A 22,386-nucleotide genomic window follows, 5' to 3' on the forward strand; every position below is an offset into this window, starting at 1 on the left:
CGGCTCGGCTCATGGCCCTTCGATGTGGCAGCACACCGAGCAATCGTAGGCATCGAGCGCCTCGCGCCCGGCGCACGCGACGGGGCCGCATTCGGTTCCCTTCAAGGCGCCGCAGCTCGGGAGGCATTCACCGCCGATCTCGATCGAGTGCGGCGGATCGCAGGGCGTGTCGTTGCCCGGAGGCTCGTCGCCATCCGGCGTGAAATACAGCCGATCGAGCCCCACGCCGTCGACGGCATCCGCGATGACGAGCTCGTGAGCTCCCGCCGCGAGGGAGAAGCGGAGCGGCTCGCCGTAACGAGTGTCGTCGTGGAGATCGTCCCAGAACCAGATGTCGCCGACGCTGATGCGCCAGAGGGTCCAGGGGCCGCCGTCCACCCGGAACCAGAGGCGGTTGTTGATGGCGTTCGGAGCGTGAATCCGCCCCCAGATCACGTACTCTGCGCCGCTCGGCGCCTCGAAGCGGTAGCGAGCGCGCGCGAGCCCCGGCGCCTCGCCCGAGCTCACCCCGCCGGGGGGTACGATGAAGCGGCCCCCGGAGGCGCGGCTGTCCTCGCCCACGGTGAAGCCTTCGCTCAGCTCTCCGAGCTCCGCCTCGACGTACGACGCGCCGGACACGACCGGCGTGAAGGCGCCGACCGAGGTGATCTCCGCATCACACCCGGAGGCCGCGAGGCCGCCGAGCGCCGCGATGCACGCGGCCGGCCAGCGCTTCACGGCGGATCCAGGAACCGCTTCAGCTTCGCGCTGTGGGGGCTCCCGGGATATTGCTTGACGAAGGCCTGCGCGCGCCGCTTCGCCTCCTGCGCGTTGCCGCGCGCGGCCAGCACGTCGATGGCCAGCACCTCGCGCTCCTGCCGGAGAACGCCCCTCGGGAACTGCGCGCGCAGGCGCTCGAGGGTCGCCGCAGCCGCCGCCACATCTCCGGAGCGCAGCTCGGCGCGCGCCTCCATGAGCAACGCGCTCTCGGCGCGCAGCAGGTCGGTCGGCTTCGGCCCGCTGTCGGCCGGCTTCGGTCCGCTCGGCCTCCGGCTCGGCTCCCCCGCGGTCGGACCCGCCACCGACGGCTCGGGGAGCGCCCTGGGCTCCGGCGCCGACATCACCGGGGCCTGCGGCACCACCGCCGGCGCCGGCTCCTCGCCCGCCGCGCGGTGCGACGCGGGCGCCTCGACAGGAGTTGAGAGCGCCAAGTAGGCGCCGCCGAGCACCACGCCGCCGCTCACGAGCACCGCCGCTGTCTTGATCGCGAGCGCCGTCGACCCCAGCGAACCGACTCCCGCTCTCGTGGCGGCGGCGGCGCCGGCGCCGGTCGTGACGCCGACGGCCGCCCCCGCGGCCAGCTGGCTCGCGATACCGCGCCACGCGCGCTCCTTGGCGCCCTCGGGCGGACCCACGTGGCGCACGCTCCCCAGGAGTTCGCGCTCGAGCGGGTCCGCTCCGCTCCTGGCGCTCAGCAGTCGTTCCGGATCCCCCGTCACACGGCCTCCTTTCGGTCCGTGCCTTGCGCCAGGGCGAGACGCTTGACCTCGCGCGAGAAGGTCTCGCGCGCCAGGCGAAGGCGTGAGCGCACGGTGCCCACGGAGATACCCAGCAGGTCTGCGATGTCCTGACCGGACATCTCCTCGAGCTCGAACAGGACGAACACGAGGCGCTGCGGCTCCGGCAGCTTGTTCAAGAGGACCTCCGCCGCCTGCGCGCGCTGTCGCGACTCCGCGCTCAGCGCAAGATCCTCGGGCGCGGCGCCATAAAGGTCCATCTCCGCGGCGTCGGTCGTGACCTCGCGCCGGAACCGCGCGGAGCGCCGGTAGTCGCTCGCCACCCGATGGCAAATGCCGAAGAGCCAGGTCGTGATGAGCGACCGACCTTCGAACTCGGCGAGCTTCAGGTGCGCGGTCAAGAACACCTTCTGCGCCAGGTCGAGCACGTCCGCCTCGCGCACGCCAAGGCGCCTGAGCGAGCACCAGACGAAGTTGAAATGCGCGTCATAGAGGGCTCGAAACTTCGGGTCCGGTGTGCTCATGCCCGTGGCGTCCGGGGGACCTGCTAGCGAGCGAGATGAACGCAAGCCGCGAGCGCGGGATTTTTCAGGAACGATATCACTCGGCCACCTAGTGGGGAGCTCGGCCCGGGGCGATCACAAAAAAATGCGCGTGCACCGGGCTGCGGCTAGGCTCGCGCCGTCCCCATGCGGAGCAGTCGCGCTCTTCTCGTCGGTTGCTGCGCGGTTCTGGCCACCTCGGGGGCTGCCAGCGCGCACACCGGGCCGTATCTGAGCGTGACGCGCGGTGACGGCGCCGAGAGCTGTCCGGACGCGGCGCGCCTCATCGAGCGCGTCGAGCAGCTGCGCGGTCGACCCGAAACGGGGGCGAGCGGCGCCTACCACGTCGACTTCACCCGCGGCGCCGACGGCTTCGGCGCGGCCATCCGCAGCGGAGGCGGCGCGCGTGTGCTGCGCGATCGCGGTCCCAGCTGCGCCGCGCTCGAGCAGGCGACGGCGGTGACGCTCGCCCTGCTGCTCGACTCCGACGCGCGGGCGTCGTCCCTGCCGGCGCCCGACGCCGGCGCGCGCGACGAGCCTTCGCCTGCCCCCGAAGCGCCGGCGCCTCCGCCCGCGGCTCCGGCCCGGGCGCCGCTCGCGCCGCCCGGGCCCACGGGAGGCGGCGCGCGGGAGGGCGAGGGCGAGGCGCCGCGCTCGGAGCGCGGGGCCACGCGGCTCACGCTGGCGGCCGGCGCCGCCGGCCTGTTCGGCGTGGTGCGCCCCGTGGCGCCCGCGCTCTCCGCGGAGCTCGGCGTCGGCGGCGCGCGATTTCGAACGACGCTTGGCGCCCTATGGCTTGTTCCTCAGACGCTGAAGCACGGACCGGGCGAGCTCCGCGAAACGCTGCTCGGCGGCGCCGTGCGCGCCTGCTTCGCCGCTGCCGGCACGGAGGCGCTGCGCTTCGAGGTGTGCTCCGGCCTGCATGCCGGCCTGCTGAAGGTGGTGGCGAGCGGCTACACGCGAAACGACGTCGCGGAGACGGCGTGGCTGGCGGTGCCGCTCGAGCTGTCGCTGGCGAGGCTGGCAGGTCCGCTCGGATTCGACGTCGGCGCCGCCGCGCTGGTGCCGCTCCGGCGCAACGATTTCTCGGTGGATGGCGTGGGCGTCGCGTACCGCTCGCTGCCGGTCGGAGCGCTTGTGTCGCTCCGCGGCGTCGCCATCTGGCCGCTTTAGAGCGACGGTCACCCGCTTCGGATACGGGCCCACCTCGACGTTTTCGGTGCTCAGCGCACCGGAGTGCGCTTGCGCGCCGAAAACGCCGATCTGGGCCCGTCTCCTGTGCGGGTGACCGCCGCTCTGCTCTGTACGGAGCAGAGGTGGGCGGAAACCGCTGTAGAGCGGCATGTGCCCGATGCGGCCTGGAGCAGCGGGCGCGCTTGTGGCGACGCTCCTTCCAGGGGGGATTCCCGTGTGCTCCTGACGACGGAGCGCGATTTGTATTGTCCAGGCCGCAGTTGATAAAGTGTACCATGATCGTAAAGCTCGTCGGGGGCGCCAGCCAGGACACGTGGTGGCGAGCCGGCGCCGGTCCTCGGTGACGGTGGAGGGGATCTTCGACGGACCTCGATCGGCTCCTCGACTCGATTGGCTCCTCGAGGAGAGCCCCATCACATCGATTCGACCGACTTGAGCATCTCCGGGATGAAGTGGAGTCTCGGCCGGAGCAGCCTGTCGCGGCGCCCGAGCTGCCGGACCTGGAGCATGGCGCCGGACGCGGCGCCGTTCGAGGCATCGAGGAGGTCGTCCATGAACGTGTAGCTGTAGTTCTCTTGCCTGGTCGGGGTCCTGTCCTGCGCGGCGGCCTCGGGGATCGAGACGCAGAGAACCAGCAGCGCGGCTTTGACCGAAAAGAGCGATCGTGATTTCATCATGCCTCCTCGCCTTCGTCGGACACGAGCGAGGACCGCGCATTGGGACCCTTTTTGCCGGGCTCGATGATGTCGCGCCGCGGAGCACGCCCGCGCGGCCGGGGCGCGCGGAGCTCCCGGCTCCGGGGCGTGCTCCGGTGCCGCGCTCCAGGTGAGGGGATGCGCCGCTGTGTTCTGTGCCGACAGGCGCGCTCGATGTCGTCGCGAGGGGCTTCCTGGACGGAGCGCCGGATCCGGCGACATCGCAGGTGACATCGCCGACCTTCCGCGTAGAATCAGCGCGATGCTCATCCGCAGTCGAAGGAGCACGGCTGGCGGCCTCATCGTTGCGGTCGTCGCGGCGCTCGCCGTGGTCGTCCCCGGCGGAGCGGCGGGCGCGGCCGAGGAGGCGCCGGCGAAGGGGGCGAGCGGCATCGCCGTCGGGGTCCAGCTGGAGGCCCTCGCGGACGTCACGGTCGCCCGCGCCGAGGTCGCCCGGGGCTCCAGGGTGAGCGTGGCCCGGCTGATCGAGCGTCAGGGCCGGCTCACCGCCGTCGACGTCGAGCTCGCGGACGGCCACATCGCGCGCGTGGCGATGGCGACGGTCCGCGCGTCGTTCCGCGTCCTCTCCGAGTAACGCGCCCTCTTCCCCGCCGCGCCCCTGCCGGGCCGCGCCTTCTCCCCGCCGCGCCTGCCGGGCCGCGCCTTCTTCGCCCCCGCGCGCGATCGCGGCTAGGGTGCCGCCATGCGGAACCCCGCCAAGGTGCGCGTCGCCGTCCTGTTCGGCGGTCGATCGGCCGAGCACGAGATCTCCCTCCTGTCCGCGCGCTTCGTCGTCGAGGCGCTCGATCGCGACCGCTTCGAGCCGGTGCTCGTCGGCATCGACAAATCCGGCCGCTGGCTGCTCCAGGAAGAGGCGCTGCTGCTCGGCGCGGCGCGCGATCCCCGCCTCGCCCGCCTGAACGAGGCCATGCCCGAGATCTCGCTCGACGCCCACCCGGGCCCTGCCGGCGAGGCCACGCTGACCGTGCCGGGCGGCGCGCGCTCCCCGATCGACGTGGTCTTCCCCGTCCTGCACGGGCCGACAGGCGAGGACGGGTGCATCCAGGGCCTCCTCGAGCTCGCCGGCGTCCCGTACGTCGGCTCCGGTGTCCTCGGCTCCGCCGTGGGCATGGACAAGGACGTGATGAAGCGGCTGCTCCGCGAAGCGGAGCTCCCGATCGTCCCTCACGTCACGCTCCGCCGGGCCGCGTGGGAGCGCGATCGCGGCGCGTGCCTCGAGCAGATCGCCGGCCTGTCCGCCGCCGGGACGGGCCGCTTCGGGCCGATCTTCGTCAAGCCCGCGAACCTCGGATCGTCCGTGGGGGTCCGGCGCGTGGCGGCGCGCTCCGAGCTGGAGGCGGCGGTCGAGCACGCCTTCGAGTTCGACCTGAAGATCGTCTGCGAGCAGGGCATCGAGGGGGTGCGCGAGATCGAGTGCTCCGTGCTCGGCGACGACGATCCCATCGCCTCGGCGCCCGGCGAGATCGTGGTCGGGCACGCCGATGGATTCTACTCCTACGCCGCGAAGTACATCGACGCGGAGGGCGCCACGATCAGGATCCCGGCCGACCTCTCCCCGGCCGAGGCGAACGCCGTGCAGCTGCTCGCGCTCCGCGCGTTCCGCGCGCTGGAGGCGTCGGGGATGGCGCGCGTCGACCTGTTCCTCTCGCCCGATCGCGAGCTGTACGTGAACGAGATCAACACCCTCCCCGGCTTCACGGCGATCTCCATGTACCCGAAGCTCTGGGAGGCGAGCGGCATCCCGCCGCGCGAGCTGGTCGGGCGGCTCATCGCGCTCGCGCTGGAGCGCGGCGCGCGCAAGGCCCGCCTCCGCACGAGCGCCTAGGGCCGCGCCCGCGCTCCGCTCCCTCTCACGCCGGATCGCGCCGCACGCCCGCCGCCCCGATCGCAGGCCGCCGCACGAGGCACGGCCCGAGGGCGTCCAGGAGGCGCGCGTGGCGCTCGGCGGGCGCCCAGACGAGGATGTGCCCTCCGCCGCCCGCGCCGCACATCCGGAGCACCTCGACCCCGAGGCCGTCGAGCCTCCGCTCGAGCGCGCGCGCCATCGCGCTCGCCGCCTCCGAGAGGCGCGCCTTCGCCGCGGCCCCGCGGCGCATCCCCGAGAGCACCAGCGCGAGCGAGCCGATCTCGAAGCCGCGAACGACCTCGCCGGCCGCGGCCACGAGCTCGCCCTTCGCCTCGCTCGCCGCGCCGGGGTCCATCCGATCCAGCACGTCGCCGGACACGCGCCGCACCGCCGTGTCGACGAGCAGCAGCCCGGCCGAGAGCGCGGGCACGAGCTCCGGGCAGCCGATCGCGAGCGGGCGCACCCCGGAGCAGCCGCGCGCGTCGAAGGCGAGATCGAGCAGCCCGCCGAACGCCGCGAACACCTGATCCTGCGCGCCGCACGCGTTGCCCAGGCGCTCGCGCTCGATCGCGACCGCCTCGCGCGCGAGCTCCTCCGCCGCGGCGGCCTCCCCGACCGAGGCGCGCAGCGCGAACAGCGCCGCCACGGCCACCGACGCGCTGCCGCCCAGGCCAGCGCCGGGCGACATCTCGCTCTCGACCCGGAGGGCGACCCCGTCGCCCACGCCCGTCGCGGAGAGCGTCGCCTCGATCAAACGGAACGCGAGGTCGTCGCGCGGAGGCTCCCCGCGGCGCCGCGTGAGGACGCGCGGCGCGCCGGCGCCCGCGCCCCCCGCGCCGGCGCCCGCGCCCCCCGCGCCGGCGCCCTCCGTCGGCCGCTGCCCCTGGCCGCGCGCGGCGAGCTCGATCCGCACCCAGCCCCGATCGAACGGCTCCACGATCACGCGCACGCGCAGATCGATCGCCGCGCCCACGACGCGCCCGCCGTCCTGCCGGGCGACGCCCGGCAGGTCGCTGCCTCCTCCGGCGAAGGAGACGCGCATCGGCGCGCTCGCGGCCGCGTGCCACAGCGGGCTTCGCAGCGTTCGCGGCGCGGAGAGGGAGCCGGCGCAAGGGGTGCTCATGCTGTCCTTCAGTGCAGGCGCGATCCACCTCGAGGCGAGAGGGCCCCAGGGGACCGAGGCGGGGCGCCCCGCGGCGGCACCCTGTGCAGGGAGCGAGCCAGCGATGGAGCGCCCGGCGTGCACGCACGCCCGCGCCCGCGGAGAGATCGAGCCGCGGCCTCCAGCGCCGTCCTCCGGTGATGCCTGCGCGCCGCGCGGTGTTCGTTGGGGTTGGGTCGTGGACGGAGATCACGGGAGCGGCCCGGCGCGTCGCGCCGCCCGCCGGCGGCGCTCAGTTCAGGTCCTTGCTCGCCGGCTCGTCCCGGGGCGCGGGCTGCGCGCGCGCCGCGTCGAGGATCCGGTCGATGACCCTGAGCCCGGCCGCAAACATGTCCCGCTCGGCGCGCTCGCCCCCGGCGTGCACCTCGGCCGCCTTCTCGCGCAGGGTGAGCGCGTCGCGGCGGACGACCGGGAGGCGGGCCGCGGCGGCCGCCTCGGCGATGCACCCGGCGAGATCATAGACGAGGAACGCGTCCTCCTCGCTGACCCGCGGCTCCGCGCGGCGAACGCCTGCGCGCGCGCGCGCAGGCGCTCCGCCTGCGCGACCCCTGTGGACGTACGGCGCGACCTCGCGAGCGTCGTCGTCCCCGAGCGAGCCGGCGGAGACGCGGTCGAGCAGGCACGTCAGCTCGGCCCGGTAGGCGGCGAGGACGAGCGCGCAGAGCGCCCCGCGATCGCGCAGCGAGTAGAGGATCAGCTCGAGGAGCCGGTCGGACCGGGTCGCGCAGTTTTGCATCGCTGCCTTGTACGGTGTTCGCCCCCGCGACCTCAATCCCGAACGCCACCGCCCGCGGCGGATCCACCGGCGGACGCAGGGCGCGTTACGCCGCGAGGGCGCTCGGCCGGCGCGCGCCGCCCGAGCGCCGACGTGCTGCCAGCGCGCGGTCGAGGTGGGGGGCCCCACGCGGCAGTTGCGGAGCTGAGCCGGATCGGTCAATAGGTCCGACCCTCCTGCGTCAACGGGCAGCGACAGATGTCTGCCGTGCTGACGCTGTTGCTCAGCCTGTCACCTGATCCTCATCGCATCGGCATTCCCGTGACCGCGAATCGTTCTACGAGCCCCACGCACACCGAAGAGCAGTCCACCGAGCCGACCTCGGCCACCGTCATGACCTCGCCGACCCAGCCCGCCGACGGCGCGCCCGGCGCCGGGCTGAGCGCGCAGGGCGAGGCGATCGTGAGCGAGGAAGAGGCCCTGCTCGCCCGCGTGACCGCGCACCTCGCCTCCGTGGCGACCAAGCCGTCGCGGCCGCCGCCCATCGAGAACCACGAGGAGCAGCTCCTCTCGCTCCGCGATCAGATCGCGGCGGCGCGGCTGGAGGACATCCCGGCGCTGGTGCAGCAGATGGAGCGCCTGCAAGGGATCGCCGCGCGGCGGAGCGAGAACGTTGTCGAGCCCGTCGATCCGAAGGCGCCCTACTTCGGCCACCTGCGCCTGCGGGAGAAGGGCCGTCCCGAGCGCGACGTGCTCATCGGGCGCACGACGCTCGTCGACGCGAGCGCGGGCGTGCGGATCGTCGACTGGCGCCACGCCCCGGTCAGCCAGATCTACTACCGTTACGAGGAGGGCGCGGACTACGAGGAGACCTTCGGCGAGCGCGAGGTCGAGGGCACTGTGCTCGTGCGGCGCACCGTGACCATCGACGGCGGCGAGCTCTGCCGCATCTCGGCGCCGCAGGGGACGTTCGTGCGGGCCCCCTCGGGCTTCCGCGAGATCGCGACGCGGGCGGCCGAGCTCGCCGGCGGCCAGGGCAGCGCGGTGCGCCCGGAGGACATGCGCGACATCGCGCGCGCGGCGACGGGCGGCGCGCGCGGCGGGCTCGGGACCGGGGCGACGTTCCACGCGCGCGAGGACCGGCACCTGCCGGAGATCGCCGCGCTCCTCGACCCGCGGCAGTTCGAGCTCATCTCGAAGCCGGACGCCGGCATCGTGGTCATCCAGGGCGGCGCCGGCAGCGGCAAGACGACGATCGGCGTCCACCGGCTCGCCTTCCTCGCCTACAACGGCGGCCGCCGCTTCACCGCCGACAAGATGCTCGTCATCGTCGGCAGCCCCGCGCTCCGCGCGTACATCGGCGAGGCGCTCCCCGCGCTCGGCCTGGGCGGCATCGCGGTGGAGACCTTCGCCGAGTGGGCGCGCGCGGCCAGGAAGCGCGCGTTCCCGTGGCTCGAGGCGCCGGTCGAGGAGAACACGCCCTCGGTGGTGACCCGCTACAAGACCCACCCGGCGATGCTCCACCTCCTCGAGCAGCGCGCGTCGGAGCTCAAGGACGACGCGCGGGCGCGGCGCGACTCGCGCGGGACCCTCGCGTTCTGGGCCGACGTGCTCACCGATCTCGACCGGGTGACGGCCGCGTTCGCGGCGGCGAACGACCCCGAGTTCGGCCCCGAGCAGGTGAAGCGCGCGTGGCGCTGGTGCGCGGACCGCTGCCCCGCGGTGCTCGATCTCGACCCCGGCGATCGCGCCGAGCGCAAGGCGGCGATGGCCGACGAGCCCGCGGACGACGGCGACGACGATCGCGGCGCGGACAGGGCCGAGGTCTCGAGCGACGACCGCGCGGTGCTCGATCCAGAGGACGACGCGCTCCTCCTGCGGGCGTACCAGCTCCTCCGGGGCGAGCTCCGCAAGGGGAAGAATGTGCTCGTCTACGAGCACCTCTTCGTGGACGAGGCGCAGGATCTGGCGCCGATCGACCTGGCGGTGCTGCTCGGCGTGGTGGCCGAGCCGCGCAGCGTGACCCTGGCGGGCGACACCGCGCAGCGGCTCTTCATGGACTCCGGCTTCCGCGACTGGCGCGCGACGCTCGACGACCTGGGCCTGTCGCGGGTCGACGTCGAGCCGCTGCGCATCGCGTACCGCTCGACGCGCGAGGTGCTCGCGTTCGCCCGCGCGGTGCTGGGCCCGCTGGCGGATCCGACGCCGCCCCTCGCGCCGCGCAGCGGCGCGCCGGTCGAGCACCACCATTTCCCGAGCGCCGGCGCCGCCGTCGCGTTCCTGGCGGACGCGATCCGCCCGCTGTTCGCCCGCGAGCCCCGCGCCACGCTGGCGATCCTGGCGCGCCACCCCGAGCAGGCGGACGTCTACTACGACGCCCTCAAGATGGCGGAGGTCCCGAACCTCCGGCGCGTGCGCGCCTACGAGTTCGCGTTCCGCCCCGGCGTCGAGGTGACGGAGATCCGGCAGGTGAAGGGCCTGGAGTACGACTACGTGGTGCTGGTCGACGTGAACGCGTCGACCTACTCGGCGGACGCCGAGTCGCGGCACCTGCTCCATATCGGGGCGACGCGCGCGGCGCACCAGCTCTGGGTGATCTCGACGGCGGCGCCGTCGCCGCTCGTGCCGGACTGGCTGGGCTGAGGGACGGGTAGGGGGCCACCGCCACGGGGGCTGCGGCGGCTGCGGCGGCTCCGGAGCGAGCGGCCGCGCGCCCGGGCCGGCGACTCCGCTGCTGCGCGCGGAAGCGGCGCGTGCGGAAGCGGCGCGTGCGGAAGCGGCGCGCGCGGAAGCGGCGCGCGCGGAACCCATGCCGCCTCGGCTCGCTCGTCTGATCGGGTGGGCTCAGCCGCGGTTGCTTCCCCCGGTACGCGCGGTGGACACAATCGACATGGTGCCGAGAGAGAATCCTTGACCAGGGCGGGTCTGTGAGTAGATTCCACCTCGCGCGGTGGAGCAGCCTGGTAGCTCGTCGGGCTCATAACCCGAAGGTCGTGGGTTCAAATCCCGCCCGCGCAACCACGACCCAAGAAGCATCAAAGTAGCAAAGCATCAAAGCAGCAAGAGAACGCGAGGATTGGCCAGAACAGGCCACCTCGCGTTTTTCGTTTTCTGGGTCGACATCGCAGCACCAGGAACGCCGGCGGAGCGGCGATCTGAGGGACCCCGACGGGCCGCCTTTCCGGTGAGCCCTGTCGTTCTGCGCGTCGCCTGCTCGTCCGGTGCGACCCTCGTGCAAGGTGTCCTGGGTTGCCCGGCCGCGACTCGCGCCCTGGCTCCCCGCCACTCCACCCGCACCGGAGCGCGTCCGACACGGCGCGGCCAGGGACGGTAACAGGTCGCTTCTTCCACGGAGCCCCGAGCGTCCGTGGCGCGAACTCACTCGCTTCTGTCGTTGTCCTCGCGCAATGCCGTGCCGAAGGCGGCCTCGCGTCCTGCTGCGAGCCCCGGCAGAGCGGCGCGAAACGCAGGAGCGCCCGGCCCGCTCTCCACGGCGCCGCGCCCCCCGGGCCCGCTCTCCACGGCGCCGCGCCCCCGGCCTGCTCCCCGCCCGCGGGTGAGCGGCCCTCCCGCGGGGGCGTCCGTGCCGGCGGTGCAGCCGTCTCGCTGTGCCCTGGGCAGGCCCTCTTGCCGCGCCGTAGGCAGGCGCCGGGTCCGTGATGTAGGATGGCGATAGCGGCGGCTCCTGTGCTCTGAACGCGCGCGCCGCGGCGCGCAACTCACCGATGCAATCCCGGTAACCTCCAGCGGACAACCCACGATGGCCAAACCGAACGATCCCTTCGCACCCCCGACCAACACGCGCGGCTCGGCGACGCCGGGGGATGCCGCCAAGCCGCAACGAAGCATCAGCGTGCCTGCTCCCGCGGCGCGCCCGCTGCCCGCGGCGGCATCGGCCGGACCCGCCACCCAGCGCGGGCCGGGAGCCTACGGCGCGCCCGATTTCCTGAACAAGGCCGCGCGCACGACGCCTCCGGCCGAGCTCCTGAGCCAGCGCACCATCGAGCTCGTGCAGTGGTCCTGGGCGAAGGTGATGCCCATCTCGGACGCCGCGGCGGCGCTGTTCTATGAGCGGCTGTTCACGCTGGATCCGTCCGTGCGGCCGCTCTTCAAGAACGATATGGCCGAGCAGAAAAAGAAGCTCATGCAGACGCTCGCGGTGGCCGTCGATGGGCTGAACAACCTGCCCAAGCTCGTGCCCGTGCTCCAGGGGCTCGGCGTCCGGCACCAGGGCTATATGGTGGCCGAGCGCCATTACGACCTGGTGGGCGAGGCGCTGCTCTGGACGCTGCGCGAGGGGCTCGGCGACGCCTTCTCGAGCGACGTCGAGTCGGCGTGGAAAGAGGTCTACGGCGTCGTCTCGGACGTGATGAAGAAGGCCGCCGTCGCGCACGTGGCGGTGGGCACCACGCAGGTGCTCCCGCCGACGCCGGCGCCGGGCGGGAAGGAGGGCTCCCGGGTGAACGCCCCGCCGCCGGCGCCGGGCCCCGCGGGGCGCCCGGCGGATGCGGCGCAGCGGCCGAACTCGGTGCCGCCGCCCTCGTCGGCCAAGATGGCCGCGCGGACCCTCGTCGGGGTCGTCCCCCCCTGGCAGCAGGGCGAGCCGCCGGCTGCCGGGACCGCGGCGGCCGGCGCGAGCCCGGTCGCGTCGATCAGCCCGCGCACCATCGAGCTCGTGCAGCGCTCGTGGGCGAAGGTGATGCCCATCTCGGACGCCGCGGCGGCGCTCTTCTACGACCGTCTCTTCGAGCTCGATCCGTCGGTGCGGCCGTTCTTCAAGAACGACATCGCCGAGCAGAAGAAGAAGCTCATGCAGACGCTCGCGGTGGCCGTCGATGGGCTGAACAACCTGCCCAAGCTCGTACCCGTGCTCAAGTCGCTCGGCGCCCGGCACCACGGCTACATGGTCGTCGATCGCCACTACGACCTGGTGGGCGAGGCGCTGCTCTGGACGCTGCGCGAGGGGCTGGGCGACGGCTTGACGAGCGACGCCGAGTCGGCGTGGAAAGAGGTCTATGGCCTCATCGCCGACGTGATGAAGAAGGCGGCCGCCGAGCACGCCGGCGGCGGGGCTCCGGGCAAGGCCGACGCGGCGCCGGCGCCGCGCGAGCGCCCGCAGCGGCCGCCCCTGTCGGAGCCGCGGGAGCCGGCCGCGCAGAGCGTCACGGAGGTGATGCCGCGGAAGAGGCGCCCGGGCCCCCTCGACGAGGACGCCGACACGCTGCACTACCAGACGAACCCGGCCCACGAGGCCCTGGCGGCCAGCGGCCTCGACCGCGAGGAGCGACGGGCCCCGACGCCCGCCGCCGGCGCGAAGGCGAGCCCGGCGAATCCGCAAGGAATCGTCCTCCCGTGGTCGGGGCAGGAGATGGTCCTCAACGTCCACGTCAAGCTGGACGGCCCGCTCGTGACGGTCCCCGCCGCGGCGCCGGTGGCCCCCGTTGGGCCGGCCCTGGCGGCGCCGGTCGTGCTGGAGCCGACCGGGCCGAGCGGCCTCGTCGCCGGGCTCGCGATCGCCCTGCTCTCGATCTCCGCCTCGATGGCCACGGCCATCCTGCTCACGGTGGGCGGGCCCGACAAGGCTGTGGCCGTGGCGGGCGCCGCGGCGGACAGGGCGTCGCCCAGCATCGCGTCCCTCGCGACCTACGCCGTGCCGATCATCGTCACGGTCCTCGTCCTCTCGGCGTTCACCATGGGCCACGTCCTGGGCCGGGGCCGGGTGCGGAGCGACGCGGGGCAGGGCGCCGGGCGGCTGTGAGCGGCGCGCGCGGGTTGTGACCTCGGGCCGACGCATGCGCTGGGCGAGCGCGGGGGGTTGATGTCAACATGGGAGCAAGCTTCCAATGATCGCGGATCCTGCGATGACGCTGACCCACCTGGTAGGACAATGGCTGGGACCCTTCCAGCTGATCCAGCTGCTCGGCATCGGCGCGATGGGCGCCGTGTACCTGGCCAGGGACAGCGTCCTCCAGCGCGACGTGGCGGTGAAGCTCATCGCGAAGGGGAGCGCGGACACGGACCCCGACCGGCGCGACCGCTTCCTGCGCGAGGCGCGCGCGGCGGCGCGCCTCCTCCACCCGAACGTTGTGCAGATCTTCCAGGTCGGCGAGGACGAAGACGTCCGCTACATCGCGATGGAGTACGTCCACGGCCTGACCATGGCGCAGGCGGCGAAGCAGCACGGCGGCCGCCTGCCGGAGCAGTTCGGGATCGAGAAGATGCGCGAGGCTGCGGCGGCGCTCGAGCTCGCGGCGTCGTTCGGCATCTCCCACCGCGACATCAAGCCCGCGAACCTCCTGCTCACCGCGTCGGGGACGCTCAAGATCGCCGACTTCGGCCTGGCGTCCCACCCGGAGAGCGGCCCGCTCGGCAGCACCGGCACCTCCCGCACGCTGGAGGGCACGCCGTTCTACATGAGCCCGGAGCAGTGGACCGGGCAGGAGATCGCGCCCCCGTCCGACATCTACAGCCTCGGCTGCACCTTCTACCACCTGCTCGTCGGCCGGACGCCGTACTCGGCGCGGGACCTCGCCGGCTGCTTCCAGGCGCACTGCCACACGCCCGTCCCGGATCCGAAGCTGTCGATGCCGGACATCGATCCGCTCCTCGCGGAGCTCCTGCGCCGCTGCATGTCGAAGCGGGCCCAGGAGCGGCCGTCCGCCGGGCACATCGTGGCGTTCCTCGAGGACATGCTGATGCTCCGGCGCAGCAGCGTGCGGCCGCGGGAGCTGCCGGAGCCGAAGGGCTCCGCGCTGGGCTCCGGGGTGGATCTCGCCGATACGCGGATAAGCCAGCTCCCGCTGCCGACGAGGGGCACGCTCGCGACGCCGACGGGCACGATCCTGGTGAACAGCGCGAGCACGAGCGGGCATTTCACCGGCCAGTACAGCTACCGTGACCATTTCGGGCTGACCGGGTATCCGTTCAGCGACATCCGACAGCCGAGCTCCTTCTGGGATGCGGGCCCGTATGCGTGGATCTTGAGGACCCTGGCGTCGCAGATCGTCGCCGGGCAGCGCCCGGCGATCCTCGTGGGCGAGCCGGGGAGCGGCCGGACGTTCGTGTGCGAGATGATCAAGAACAAGGTCCCTCGCATCCAGGTCTTCTCGATCGAGCCGCAGCTGCTCTTCGGGACGCGGCCTCTCGTGTCGCTGTGCAGGCAGGTGGGGGCGTCGGCCGTCTCACCCACCCTGAGCCAGCAGTTCCTCGTCGACGCGTTCCTCGGGCAGGCGCTCCTCCGCGCCGGGTCGGACGCGATCGCGGTCCTGGTCGTCGACGGCGTCGATCCGGAGGATCACGACCTCCTGATGGAGCTCCACGACATCCTCCGCTGCGCCCCCCAGGGCAGGCTGTCGATGATCCTGGTGGGCGCCCCCGATCTGCCCCCGACCCTCGCGTCGAACGGCGTGCCGCGCGAGCTCTACTCCGGCGCCCAATCGCTCCTGCTCCCTGGCATGACGCAGCAGGAGATGATCGAGTACATCGATTTCAGGATGCGGTCGGTCGGAGGGAGCGGGCGGGGGCTCAACCTGGACCTCGCGTCACAGCAGCTGCTGCACGCGAGGAGCGGCGGCAGCCCGAAGCTCATCAACATCTACTGCCACAACGCGCTGACGCTCGCGGCGATCCAGGGCGAGATCGAGGTGAGCCTGTCGTCCATCCGCCTCGGCATGAAGAGCAAGAGCTACCTCACCGCCGAGGCGGCCATGGCCCTGCTCCGCGGCTGAGCCGCGCGCCCCGCTGCCATCGCCTCAGCCGGTCTGGCCGTGGGCTCATTCTCGTCCTCCGCGGGGCGCGGAGGACTCTGCAGCAACCCGGCTTCCCGAGCCAAAGGGCGTTGAGCCCGACCCTGCGCTAGCTATCGTTTCCGACCGCTGGCGGCGCCGCCTGCGGCGGTGGTTTGGCCTTGCCCCCCGGCATGGAGGCGAGCACCGCATCGTCCGTCATCGGAGCGCGCCGCACGTTCTGCGCGCGTCCCATACGTGCTCTCGAGTGCTTGTCGTCGGCGATGCACCTGCCGCGCGTGTAGGCGCTGAGCCTGTCGCGCGCGTCCTGTTTGCGGCACGCGCCGAAGGATTTCCTGATCAGCGCGAACCCTGCGCGAAAGCACTTCTCGCGGTCCGAGACGAGGTCGTCATGCGACCACCCCTCCCGCGTCTTGCCGGCGCCGACGCGGATCTGGAGCAGACAGGAGTCGACCCCAGAGCCGCGCGCGAGCTTCCCGAGGCCGAGATCGACGTCGCGACGGTAGCCGCTCTCGAAATAGGCGATCGACAGGAGCAGCGCCATCGTCTCGGCTCGCCCGCGCGGGCCGCCGAAGACCGGCTTCAACTCGGGATCATACGCCACCTTCGCCGCTGCGCGCGCGATCTCGTGGTAGCGCGCGCGGCCGTCCTCGGGCGTCTCGATGGCATCCTTGATGTGGCTCGTCCCGGGCGGAGCCCATGTGATCATGATGCTGACCGCCCACGCGATGATCGACTCCATGACATATGTAAGGTACTGGTCTCCCTCTGCGTCAAGCATTTAGAACAGCCTGGCTGAGATTATCGTCATGCATTGTATGTTCGTGTGCCGCTCAGCGCGCATTATAACGCCCTCGTCGAATTGCCAATCGTGCGGACGGAGGTACGCGGTGCGCAGTCGGTTTCGCACCCGCTTCGCACCCGCGTGATTTCGCGACGTTTGTCGCGGGCATGAAGCGTGGATTGAGCGTGGATTGGCTGCCTCCGAGCCCCGCGAGGACGACTCGCCCTCATCGAGGCCGCGCGAGGATCGGCGCGACGGCGCCGCGCTCTCCGGGGCGGGCGAGCCACCCCGGCGCGGCGCGCATCACGCCTTCTCGGCGGCGTCTTCTTCGGAGGTCGCGCGCGTGTCCTCGAGCCGGTCCACCGCGCGCAGCTCGGGGAAAAGCCATCCCCAGAGCGCGACGACGACGATCGTCCCGAGGCCGCCGACTATCACGGTCGGGACGGTGCCGATGAGCCGCGCGAGGGTGCCCGACTCGAGCTCTCCGAGCTCGTTCGAGGCGCCGACGAACACCCTATTGACCGCGCTCACGCGGCCGCGCATCTCGGGCGGCGTGGCGAGCTGCTCCAGGGTCATCCGCACGACGACGCTCACCATGTCGGCGGCGCCGATCACGGTGAGCGCGACGAGCGAGAGGAGGAAGCTGCGCGACAGGCCGAACACGACCGTCGCCAGGCCGAACAGCCCCACGCAGAGGAGCATCTTCGTCTCGGCGTGGCGCCCGATGGGCCGGAACGCGGGGAGCACCGCCATCAACCCGGCCCCCATCGAGGCAGCGAGCGTCGCGCGGGTCGCGCTGCGCCGGCGCAGAATGCTGGCGCGCCGACCCGGAGCCATGGTATGCGGCGGCCCGACATGACACCCCTAGGAAACGACGCCTCACCAAGTCGAACGCGCGACCTCGCCGAGCAGGCGCGGCGCGCCTGGACGCTGCTCGGAGGTCACTCCCGCCGCGAGCGTGAGGACGATCGCCGCGACGACGACGACGACGACGACGATCTGCCGCGCCCGAACGCGATCGCCACGCTGCTTCCGTGGCTGGGCCTCGCCGGCTCGTCGCTGCTGCCCGCCTGAGCGGCGCGCCCCTCAGGGGCCCGGCGTCGTCACCCGGAGCACCCCGTCGCCGGCGCTCACGACGCGGTCCTCGGTCGCGACGCGCGACCAGCTGAACTCCCGGAGCAGCTCCGCCGGCGCGCACGGCTCGGGGCGATCCCGCAGGCCGACGCAGCAGGCGAGCGCGCCGCAGAGCGCGGGCGCGCTCCGGGCGAGCGCCGCGCCGCGCGCCGCGCCGTGCGTCTTGGCCAGCTTGCCGCCGCGCTCCTCGAGGAGGAGCAGGTGGTGGCGGTAGACGGGCGCCGGCAGCCCGAGCAGCGCCTGGAGCGCCGCCTGCGTCGCGGTGCTCGGCGCGATGTCGCGCCCCCGGACGACGCGCGTGACGCCCGCCGCGCCGTCGTCGACCACCACCGCGAGCTGGTACGAGAACGCGCCGTCGCGCCGGCGCACCACCGGGTCGCCCATCGCCAGCGCGGGCTCCTGCGACAGGTCGAGCCCGCCCTCGTCGACGGGCCGGAAGACCTCGTCCGGCAGCCGCGCCCGGATCGGCTCGACGCTCGCGCGCCACCCGCCGGGCGGCAGCGCGCGGCCGCGCGCGCGGTTGTCGTACGCCCAGCCGCCGTCGGGCGCGCGCCGGCCGATCGCGCGCACCTCCTCGCGGGTCGCGGAGCAGGGATACAGCGCGCCGAGCGCCTCCAGCCGGTCCATCGCCGCCTCGTGGTGCGCCCGCCGGGTGTGCTGCTCGAGGCGCTCGTCGAAATCGAGCCCCAGCCACGCGAGATCTTCCTCGAGGGCGCGCGCGAGCTCGGGCCGGCAGCGGTCGGGATCGAGGTCCTCCAGCCGGAGGAGCAGCCGCGCGCCCCGCGACCGCGCGTCCAGCCAGCAGAGCAGCGCCGCGGCGAGCGTGCCGAGGTGGGCGGGCCCGGTGGTCGACGGGGCGAACCGGCACACCTCGCTCATCGTTCCTCCTATCGCCGCGGGCGCCCGTGCTCCGGGCGCGCGGCCCGTGTCACGGCGCGCCTCAGAGGAAGCGGGCGATGCGCGCCCGCACGCGCGGCTCGCCCAGGACCGCCATCACCTCGGTGAGATCGGGGCTGTTGCGCGTCCCGCAGACGGCGACCCGGAGCAGCATCGAGACGTCGCCGACATGGCCCTTCCACGACTCGGGAGAGGCCTTGTACTGCTTCACCTCGCCGGCGTAGCCCGAGGCCACCGCGATCTGCCGGATCTTCTCGAACCACGCCTCCTTCGAGTCGGCCGGATCGAAGACCTCGAGCATCTGCCGGAGCAGCGGCCTGCGATCCGCCTCCGGGACGTTCTCGGGGAAATCGAACGACGCCTGGCGGCCGTAGAGCTCGTCGTAGAAGAAGAAGAGCTGGGAGCGCAGGTCGGACCAGGTGACGATGCGCTTGTTCGACTTCTTGCCGCCGCGCTCGATGCCGAGCGCGCGCTTCGTGTACTCCGGATCTCGCTCCATCAGCGCGGCGAGCTCCGTGTCGTACGCCCTCGCCCAGTCGAGGCCCTGGGTGTAGACGTCCTCGGCGCTCATCCGGCTCACGACCGCCTGGCTGACGCTCTTCAGCTTGACCAGGTCGCTCAGGGCGCCGCCGGGGGCGAGCTTGTTCAGCTTGAGGGGGAAGGCGGAATAGGGCTTGTCGGGGTTCGCCTTGCGCCAGTCCTCGAACGCGGAGTTGGCGATGTTGAGCAGGTACTCGATCGTGGCCGTCTCCGGGACGCCGATCTCCCGGTAATACGCGATGTTCGCCTCGGGGTCCTTGCGCTTGCTCAGCTTGCGCCGCGCGTCCGAGACCTTGAGCGCGCCCGTCTCCGGGTCCGCCTCCTCCACGCGGTCGAGCTTCTGGATCGGCGGGACGTGGGCGTACTCGACCGGCCTGAACCCGAGCACGCGGAAGAGCTGCAGGTGGAGCGGCATCGACGAGATCCACTCGTCGCCGCGGATCACGTGCGTCGTCCGCATCAGGTGATCGTCGACGGCGTGGGCGAAGTGGTAGGTGGGGATGCCGTCCGACTTGAGGAGGATGGTGTCGAGATCGTTGACGGGCATCGAGATGACGCCCTTCACGCCGTCCTTCCACTCGACCCGGCCGGAGACGTCGTCCGGGGCGCGCAGCCGGAGCACGAACGGGGTGCCGCTCGCGAGCGCCTCCTTCACCCGGGCGAGCGGCGCGTCGCGCCACTTCGCCCACCGGCCGTGATAGCCGGTCTTGATCGCGACGGGCTTCTGGTCCTGGACGCCCTTCTCCTGGAGCGCCTTCTGCTCCTGGACCGCCTTCTTCTGGAGCGTCTCCTGCTCCTGCCGGATGGCGTCGAGCTCCTCGACCGTGCAGAAACAGGGGTAGGCGAAGCCGCGGCGGATGAGATCGATCGCGTAATCCCGGTAGATCCCGGCCCGCTCTGTCTGGATATAAGGGCCGTAGTTGCCCTGCTGAACGAGCTCGCCTCGCGACGCTCCTCCCTCCTTGGCCGGCGCGCGGAGCACGCCTTCGTGAGGGGAGAGATCGAAGCGTGCTAGCGAGTCGACGATGGTGTCGATCGCGCCGGGGATGGCGCGCTTCACGTCGGTGTCCTCGAGGCGGAGGAAGAAGACGCCCTCGCTCTGGAGGGAGAGCCGCTTGTTGATGAGCGACACGAAGACGCCGCCGATGTGCATGAACCCGGTGGGGCTCGGCGCGAAGCGGGTGACCATCGCGCCTTTGGGCAGCGCGCGCCGGGGATAGCGCGCCTCGTACTCCTCGGGCCGCCTGGCCGACGCCGCGGCCTCGCCGAACAGGAGGCGCACGAGCTCGTCGCGGTCCTCTCCGGGGCCCGGTTCGCGGACGGTGACGGGAAGCGTCGTCTCGGTCGAGGCCTGCTTGTCCATGAGGGCGCGTCGCTCCTTTTCTGACATCGGGCGGGGAGGGGAGAGGGGCAGCCTTTGCACGCCCGCCAGGCCTTGTCAATCGTGGCCTTGGCGCGGGCCGCGTGGGCGCCGCGCGGCGCTACTGCGGTGTCGTCTCGCTGACGAGCCAATACGTCTTCATCGCGCCCTTGCCCTTGATCGTCACGAGGCCCCGCTCCTCGAGGAGGAAGTCCCCCACGAGCCGGGCATAGCTCGCCTCGCTCACCTGGATTCTCCCGGGCTCTCCGCTCGACTCCATGCGGCTCGCGACGTTCACCGCGTCGCCCCAGAGGTCGTAGCTGAACTTCTTCTTGCCGATCACCCCGGCGATGACAGGCCCGGTGTTGATGCCGATCCTCAGCCGGAACGGCTCGCCGTCGTCGGCCAGGAACTGGTCCATGGCGCAGGTCATCGCGAGGGCCATCCGCGCTATCGCCCTCGCGTGATCGGGGCGCTGCGACGGCAGCCCGCCGACGACCATGTAGGCGTCTCCTATGGTCTTGATCTTCTCCAGGCCGTGCTGCTCGGCGAGCTGATCGAACGACGAGAACATCCGGTTGAGCAGGCCGACGAGCTCCGCCGGGCCCTGCCGCGCGGCGAGGGAGGTGAAGCCGGCGATGTCCGCGAAGAGGATGGTCACCTCCTCGAAGTGCTCGGCGATGAGCCGCTCGTGCTCCTTCAGCTGCTCGGCGATGGAGCTCGGCAGGATGTTGAGGAGGAGCCGGTCCGAGCGCTCGTGGGCCCGCTCCGCCGCCGCCTTCGCCTGCTCGAGGGCGGCCTTCTGCTGGCTCTGCCGCCGGGCGTTCGTCTCGAGGGCCGAGAGCATGCCGTTGATCGACCCGGTGAGGCGCGACAGCTCGTCGGTGCCCGGCATCTCGATCCGCGCCGAGAGGTCGCCGACGCCGCCGATCTCGGTGACCTCCCTGCTGAGCCGGGCGAGCCGGTAGAGGACGAGCTTCTCCAGGAGCAGCAGGGTGACGCCCCCGAAGACCAGCCCGACGAGCACCGTCACGAGCACGAGGTAGCGCAGCGTGTCGTGGCCCATCCTGAGGATCGCCCGGTCGTTGTCGACGCGCAGGAGCAGCGCCGGCCGGCCGTCGAGGTCATCGAGGACGGTGTACCCGGCGATCCGGTCCTCGCCGAGCGGGTGGACGAGGATCGCCTCGCGGCCCGTCATGGCGGCGCGCGCCTCGAGGAAGTCGGCGGGCAGGTCGGGGTCGTCGAGGCGGCGCACGGCGAGCGAGAGGCCGGCGGGCTCGGTGAGGCGCTTGATCTCGGCGTCGGTCAAGAAGCGCCCGAACGTGACGGAGCCGGCGACCGGCCCGCGGCCCGAGCTGCCGACGCTCGGCTGGGAGCAGACGAGCATCGGCCCGTCCGGCAGGAGGACGATGCCGCCCCGGACCGCGCTGGCCGGCGCGTCCTGCCCGAACAGGAGATCGCCGACGCGGAGCCGCTCGGCGATGCCTCGCGGGAGCGGGGCCCAGCGCTTCGTGGCGTGATCGTAGCCGGTGCTGTACACGGGGATTCCGTCCGCGTCGGCGAAGACGGCGAGATCGATCCGGGTGATGTCGAAGAGCTCGGCGACGAGGTTCGAGCGGACGAACTCTTGATTGCCGTCCTGCACGAACGCGTGCGCGTCGTCCCACTGGCTCCAGTCGGTCCAGCGCGCGTTGAAGTCGCGGATGGCCTGGTTGAACAGGTTGAGGGCCACCTGGGCGGTGCGGCGCGTATCCTGCGCCTCGGCGGCCATGGAGTTGGCGAGGAGCGCCCTCGACGAGACGCCGTACAGGGCAAAGCTGAGCCCGAGCAGCGTGGCGGCGATCGCCAGCAGCGTCTTTGCGCGCAGCGAGAGCAGGGCGTCGAGCGTGGGCTTCAGCGTCAGCGACGGCGAGCCTATCGAAATGCGCGCCGGCGCGGAAGTGCGCCGGCGCGAGGTGCGGCCAGAGCGGAAGCGCGCTGGTGGGGCGGGGACGGTGCGCGGCGCGGGAGGGGGCGCGGGGTCCGGCGGTCGTCTGGATGGGCCTGCTGGATGGGAGTGGGAGGCGCGACGTCCTCTCATCCCACGCAGCGCGCAAGGCACCGAGTTCCAGACGTGGTTCAAGGACGTTTCCGACGGCCGCCCGTACTGCGCTGCGCCTTCGTGTCCTCCTCGGAAATACAGGTTTATGGTAATGAGAACAACTCTGCAGGTCGTCGGTGTTACGGGGCCATGGTGCGCGTCGTCACGGTATCTC

18 protein-coding genes and 1 tRNA gene are annotated in these 22,386 nt (G+C 72.5%); 8 read left to right on the forward strand and 11 right to left on the reverse strand.

What is annotated here, in order from left to right; all coding sequences use genetic code 11:
• Positions 1–9: 9 nt before the first annotated feature.
• The 3 genes from WMF28_RS03215 to WMF28_RS03225 form a co-directional block, all read right to left on the reverse strand.
• On the reverse strand, positions 10–717 hold the full coding sequence (locus WMF28_RS03215) for a hypothetical protein (protein WP_437600562.1): 708 nt from the start codon (positions 715–717) through the stop codon (positions 10–12).
• A complete protein-coding gene (locus WMF28_RS03220; RefSeq protein ID WP_437600563.1) occupies positions 714–1,403 on the reverse strand; it encodes a tetratricopeptide repeat protein in 690 nt (229 codons plus the stop codon). The genes WMF28_RS03215 and WMF28_RS03220 overlap by 4 nt, the downstream gene beginning before the upstream one ends.
• Before the next feature lie 71 nt (positions 1,404–1,474).
• A complete protein-coding gene (locus WMF28_RS03225; RefSeq protein WP_437578103.1) occupies positions 1,475–2,020 on the reverse strand; it encodes an RNA polymerase sigma factor in 546 nt (181 codons plus the stop codon).
• Between the two features lie 255 nt (positions 2,021–2,275).
• Here WMF28_RS03225 and WMF28_RS03230 point away from each other — a divergent pair, with 255 nt between their 5' ends.
• On the forward strand, positions 2,276–3,211 hold the full coding sequence (locus WMF28_RS03230) for a hypothetical protein (protein ID WP_437600564.1): 936 nt from the start codon (positions 2,276–2,278) through the stop codon (positions 3,209–3,211).
• A gap of 434 nt (positions 3,212–3,645) precedes the next feature.
• Here WMF28_RS03230 and WMF28_RS03235 read toward each other — a convergent pair whose 3' ends face one another.
• Entirely contained in the window at positions 3,646–3,909 is a 264-nt protein-coding gene (locus WMF28_RS03235) for a hypothetical protein (RefSeq protein ID WP_437600565.1), read from the reverse strand.
• 280 nt (positions 3,910–4,189) lie between these two features.
• On the opposite strand from WMF28_RS03235, the gene WMF28_RS03240 reads away from it, so the two are divergent.
• Together WMF28_RS03240 and WMF28_RS03245 are read left to right on the forward strand one after the other, a co-directional pair.
• Positions 4,190–4,522, forward strand: coding sequence for a hypothetical protein (locus WMF28_RS03240; protein ID WP_437600566.1), 333 nt, complete (start codon positions 4,190–4,192; stop codon positions 4,520–4,522).
• A gap of 108 nt (positions 4,523–4,630) precedes the next feature.
• The gene (locus tag WMF28_RS03245) at positions 4,631–5,773 is read left to right on the forward strand and encodes a D-alanine--D-alanine ligase family protein (protein WP_437600567.1); all 1,143 of its coding nucleotides are present in this window, start codon (positions 4,631–4,633) and stop codon (positions 5,771–5,773) included.
• A gap of 25 nt (positions 5,774–5,798) precedes the next feature.
• Here WMF28_RS03245 and WMF28_RS03250 read toward each other — a convergent pair whose 3' ends face one another.
• Together WMF28_RS03250 and WMF28_RS03255 are read right to left on the reverse strand one after the other, a co-directional pair.
• Positions 5,799–6,917 (reverse strand): GHMP family kinase ATP-binding protein, encoded by a 1,119-nt coding sequence (locus tag WMF28_RS03250; RefSeq protein WP_437600568.1) that lies wholly within the window; start codon positions 6,915–6,917, stop codon positions 5,799–5,801.
• A 271-nt stretch (positions 6,918–7,188) separates the two neighbouring features.
• A complete protein-coding gene (locus WMF28_RS03255) occupies positions 7,189–7,692 on the reverse strand; it encodes a hypothetical protein (protein ID WP_437600569.1) in 504 nt (167 codons plus the stop codon).
• A 300-nt stretch (positions 7,693–7,992) separates the two neighbouring features.
• Here WMF28_RS03255 and WMF28_RS03260 point away from each other — a divergent pair, with 300 nt between their 5' ends.
• The 4 genes from WMF28_RS03260 to WMF28_RS03275 all read left to right on the forward strand — a co-directional run bounded on the left by WMF28_RS03260 (position 7,993) and on the right by WMF28_RS03275 (position 15,398).
• Positions 7,993–10,314, forward strand: a complete 2,322-nt coding sequence (locus WMF28_RS03260; protein ID WP_437600570.1) for an ATP-binding domain-containing protein — start codon at positions 7,993–7,995, stop codon at positions 10,312–10,314.
• 301 nt (positions 10,315–10,615) lie between these two features.
• Positions 10,616–10,692 (forward strand) — tRNA-Met (locus tag WMF28_RS03265).
• 739 nt (positions 10,693–11,431) lie between these two features.
• A complete protein-coding gene (locus WMF28_RS03270) occupies positions 11,432–13,429 on the forward strand; it encodes a globin family protein (RefSeq protein ID WP_437600571.1) in 1,998 nt (665 codons plus the stop codon).
• Between the two features lie 85 nt (positions 13,430–13,514).
• Positions 13,515–15,398, forward strand: coding sequence for a protein kinase domain-containing protein (locus WMF28_RS03275; RefSeq protein ID WP_437600572.1), 1,884 nt, complete (start codon positions 13,515–13,517; stop codon positions 15,396–15,398).
• A gap of 127 nt (positions 15,399–15,525) precedes the next feature.
• Here WMF28_RS03275 and WMF28_RS03280 read toward each other — a convergent pair whose 3' ends face one another.
• Positions 15,526–16,197: a hypothetical protein gene (locus WMF28_RS03280; RefSeq protein WP_437600573.1), complete on the reverse strand. Its 672-nt coding sequence runs from the start codon at positions 16,195–16,197 to the stop codon at positions 15,526–15,528.
• Between the two features lie 306 nt (positions 16,198–16,503).
• Positions 16,504–16,968: a hypothetical protein gene (locus tag WMF28_RS03285; RefSeq protein WP_437600574.1), complete on the reverse strand. Its 465-nt coding sequence runs from the start codon at positions 16,966–16,968 to the stop codon at positions 16,504–16,506.
• 87 nt (positions 16,969–17,055) lie between these two features.
• Between WMF28_RS03285 and WMF28_RS03290 the strand changes: the two genes are divergently transcribed.
• The gene (locus tag WMF28_RS03290) at positions 17,056–17,274 is read left to right on the forward strand and encodes a hypothetical protein (RefSeq protein WP_437600575.1); all 219 of its coding nucleotides are present in this window, start codon (positions 17,056–17,058) and stop codon (positions 17,272–17,274) included.
• Between the two features lie 12 nt (positions 17,275–17,286).
• Here the strand turns inward: WMF28_RS03290 and WMF28_RS03295 are convergent, their stop codons facing one another.
• From WMF28_RS03295 to WMF28_RS03305, 3 genes are all read right to left on the reverse strand, one after another.
• A complete protein-coding gene (locus WMF28_RS03295; RefSeq protein ID WP_437600576.1) occupies positions 17,287–18,213 on the reverse strand; it encodes a glutamate--tRNA ligase family protein in 927 nt (308 codons plus the stop codon).
• A gap of 61 nt (positions 18,214–18,274) precedes the next feature.
• Positions 18,275–20,134, reverse strand: a complete 1,860-nt coding sequence (locus WMF28_RS03300; RefSeq protein WP_437600577.1) for a glutamate--tRNA ligase — start codon at positions 20,132–20,134, stop codon at positions 18,275–18,277.
• A gap of 118 nt (positions 20,135–20,252) precedes the next feature.
• Positions 20,253–22,211 carry an adenylate/guanylate cyclase domain-containing protein gene (locus WMF28_RS03305; RefSeq protein WP_437600578.1) on the reverse strand — a complete coding sequence of 653 codons (1,959 nt, stop codon included), beginning with the start codon at positions 22,209–22,211 and terminating at the stop codon, positions 20,253–20,255.
• Between the last annotated feature and the right edge of the window lie 175 nt (positions 22,212–22,386).

It is taken from the genome of Sorangium sp. So ce590 (assembly GCF_051521365.1).
Lineage (GTDB): Bacteria > Myxococcota_A > Polyangia > Polyangiales > Polyangiaceae > Sorangium.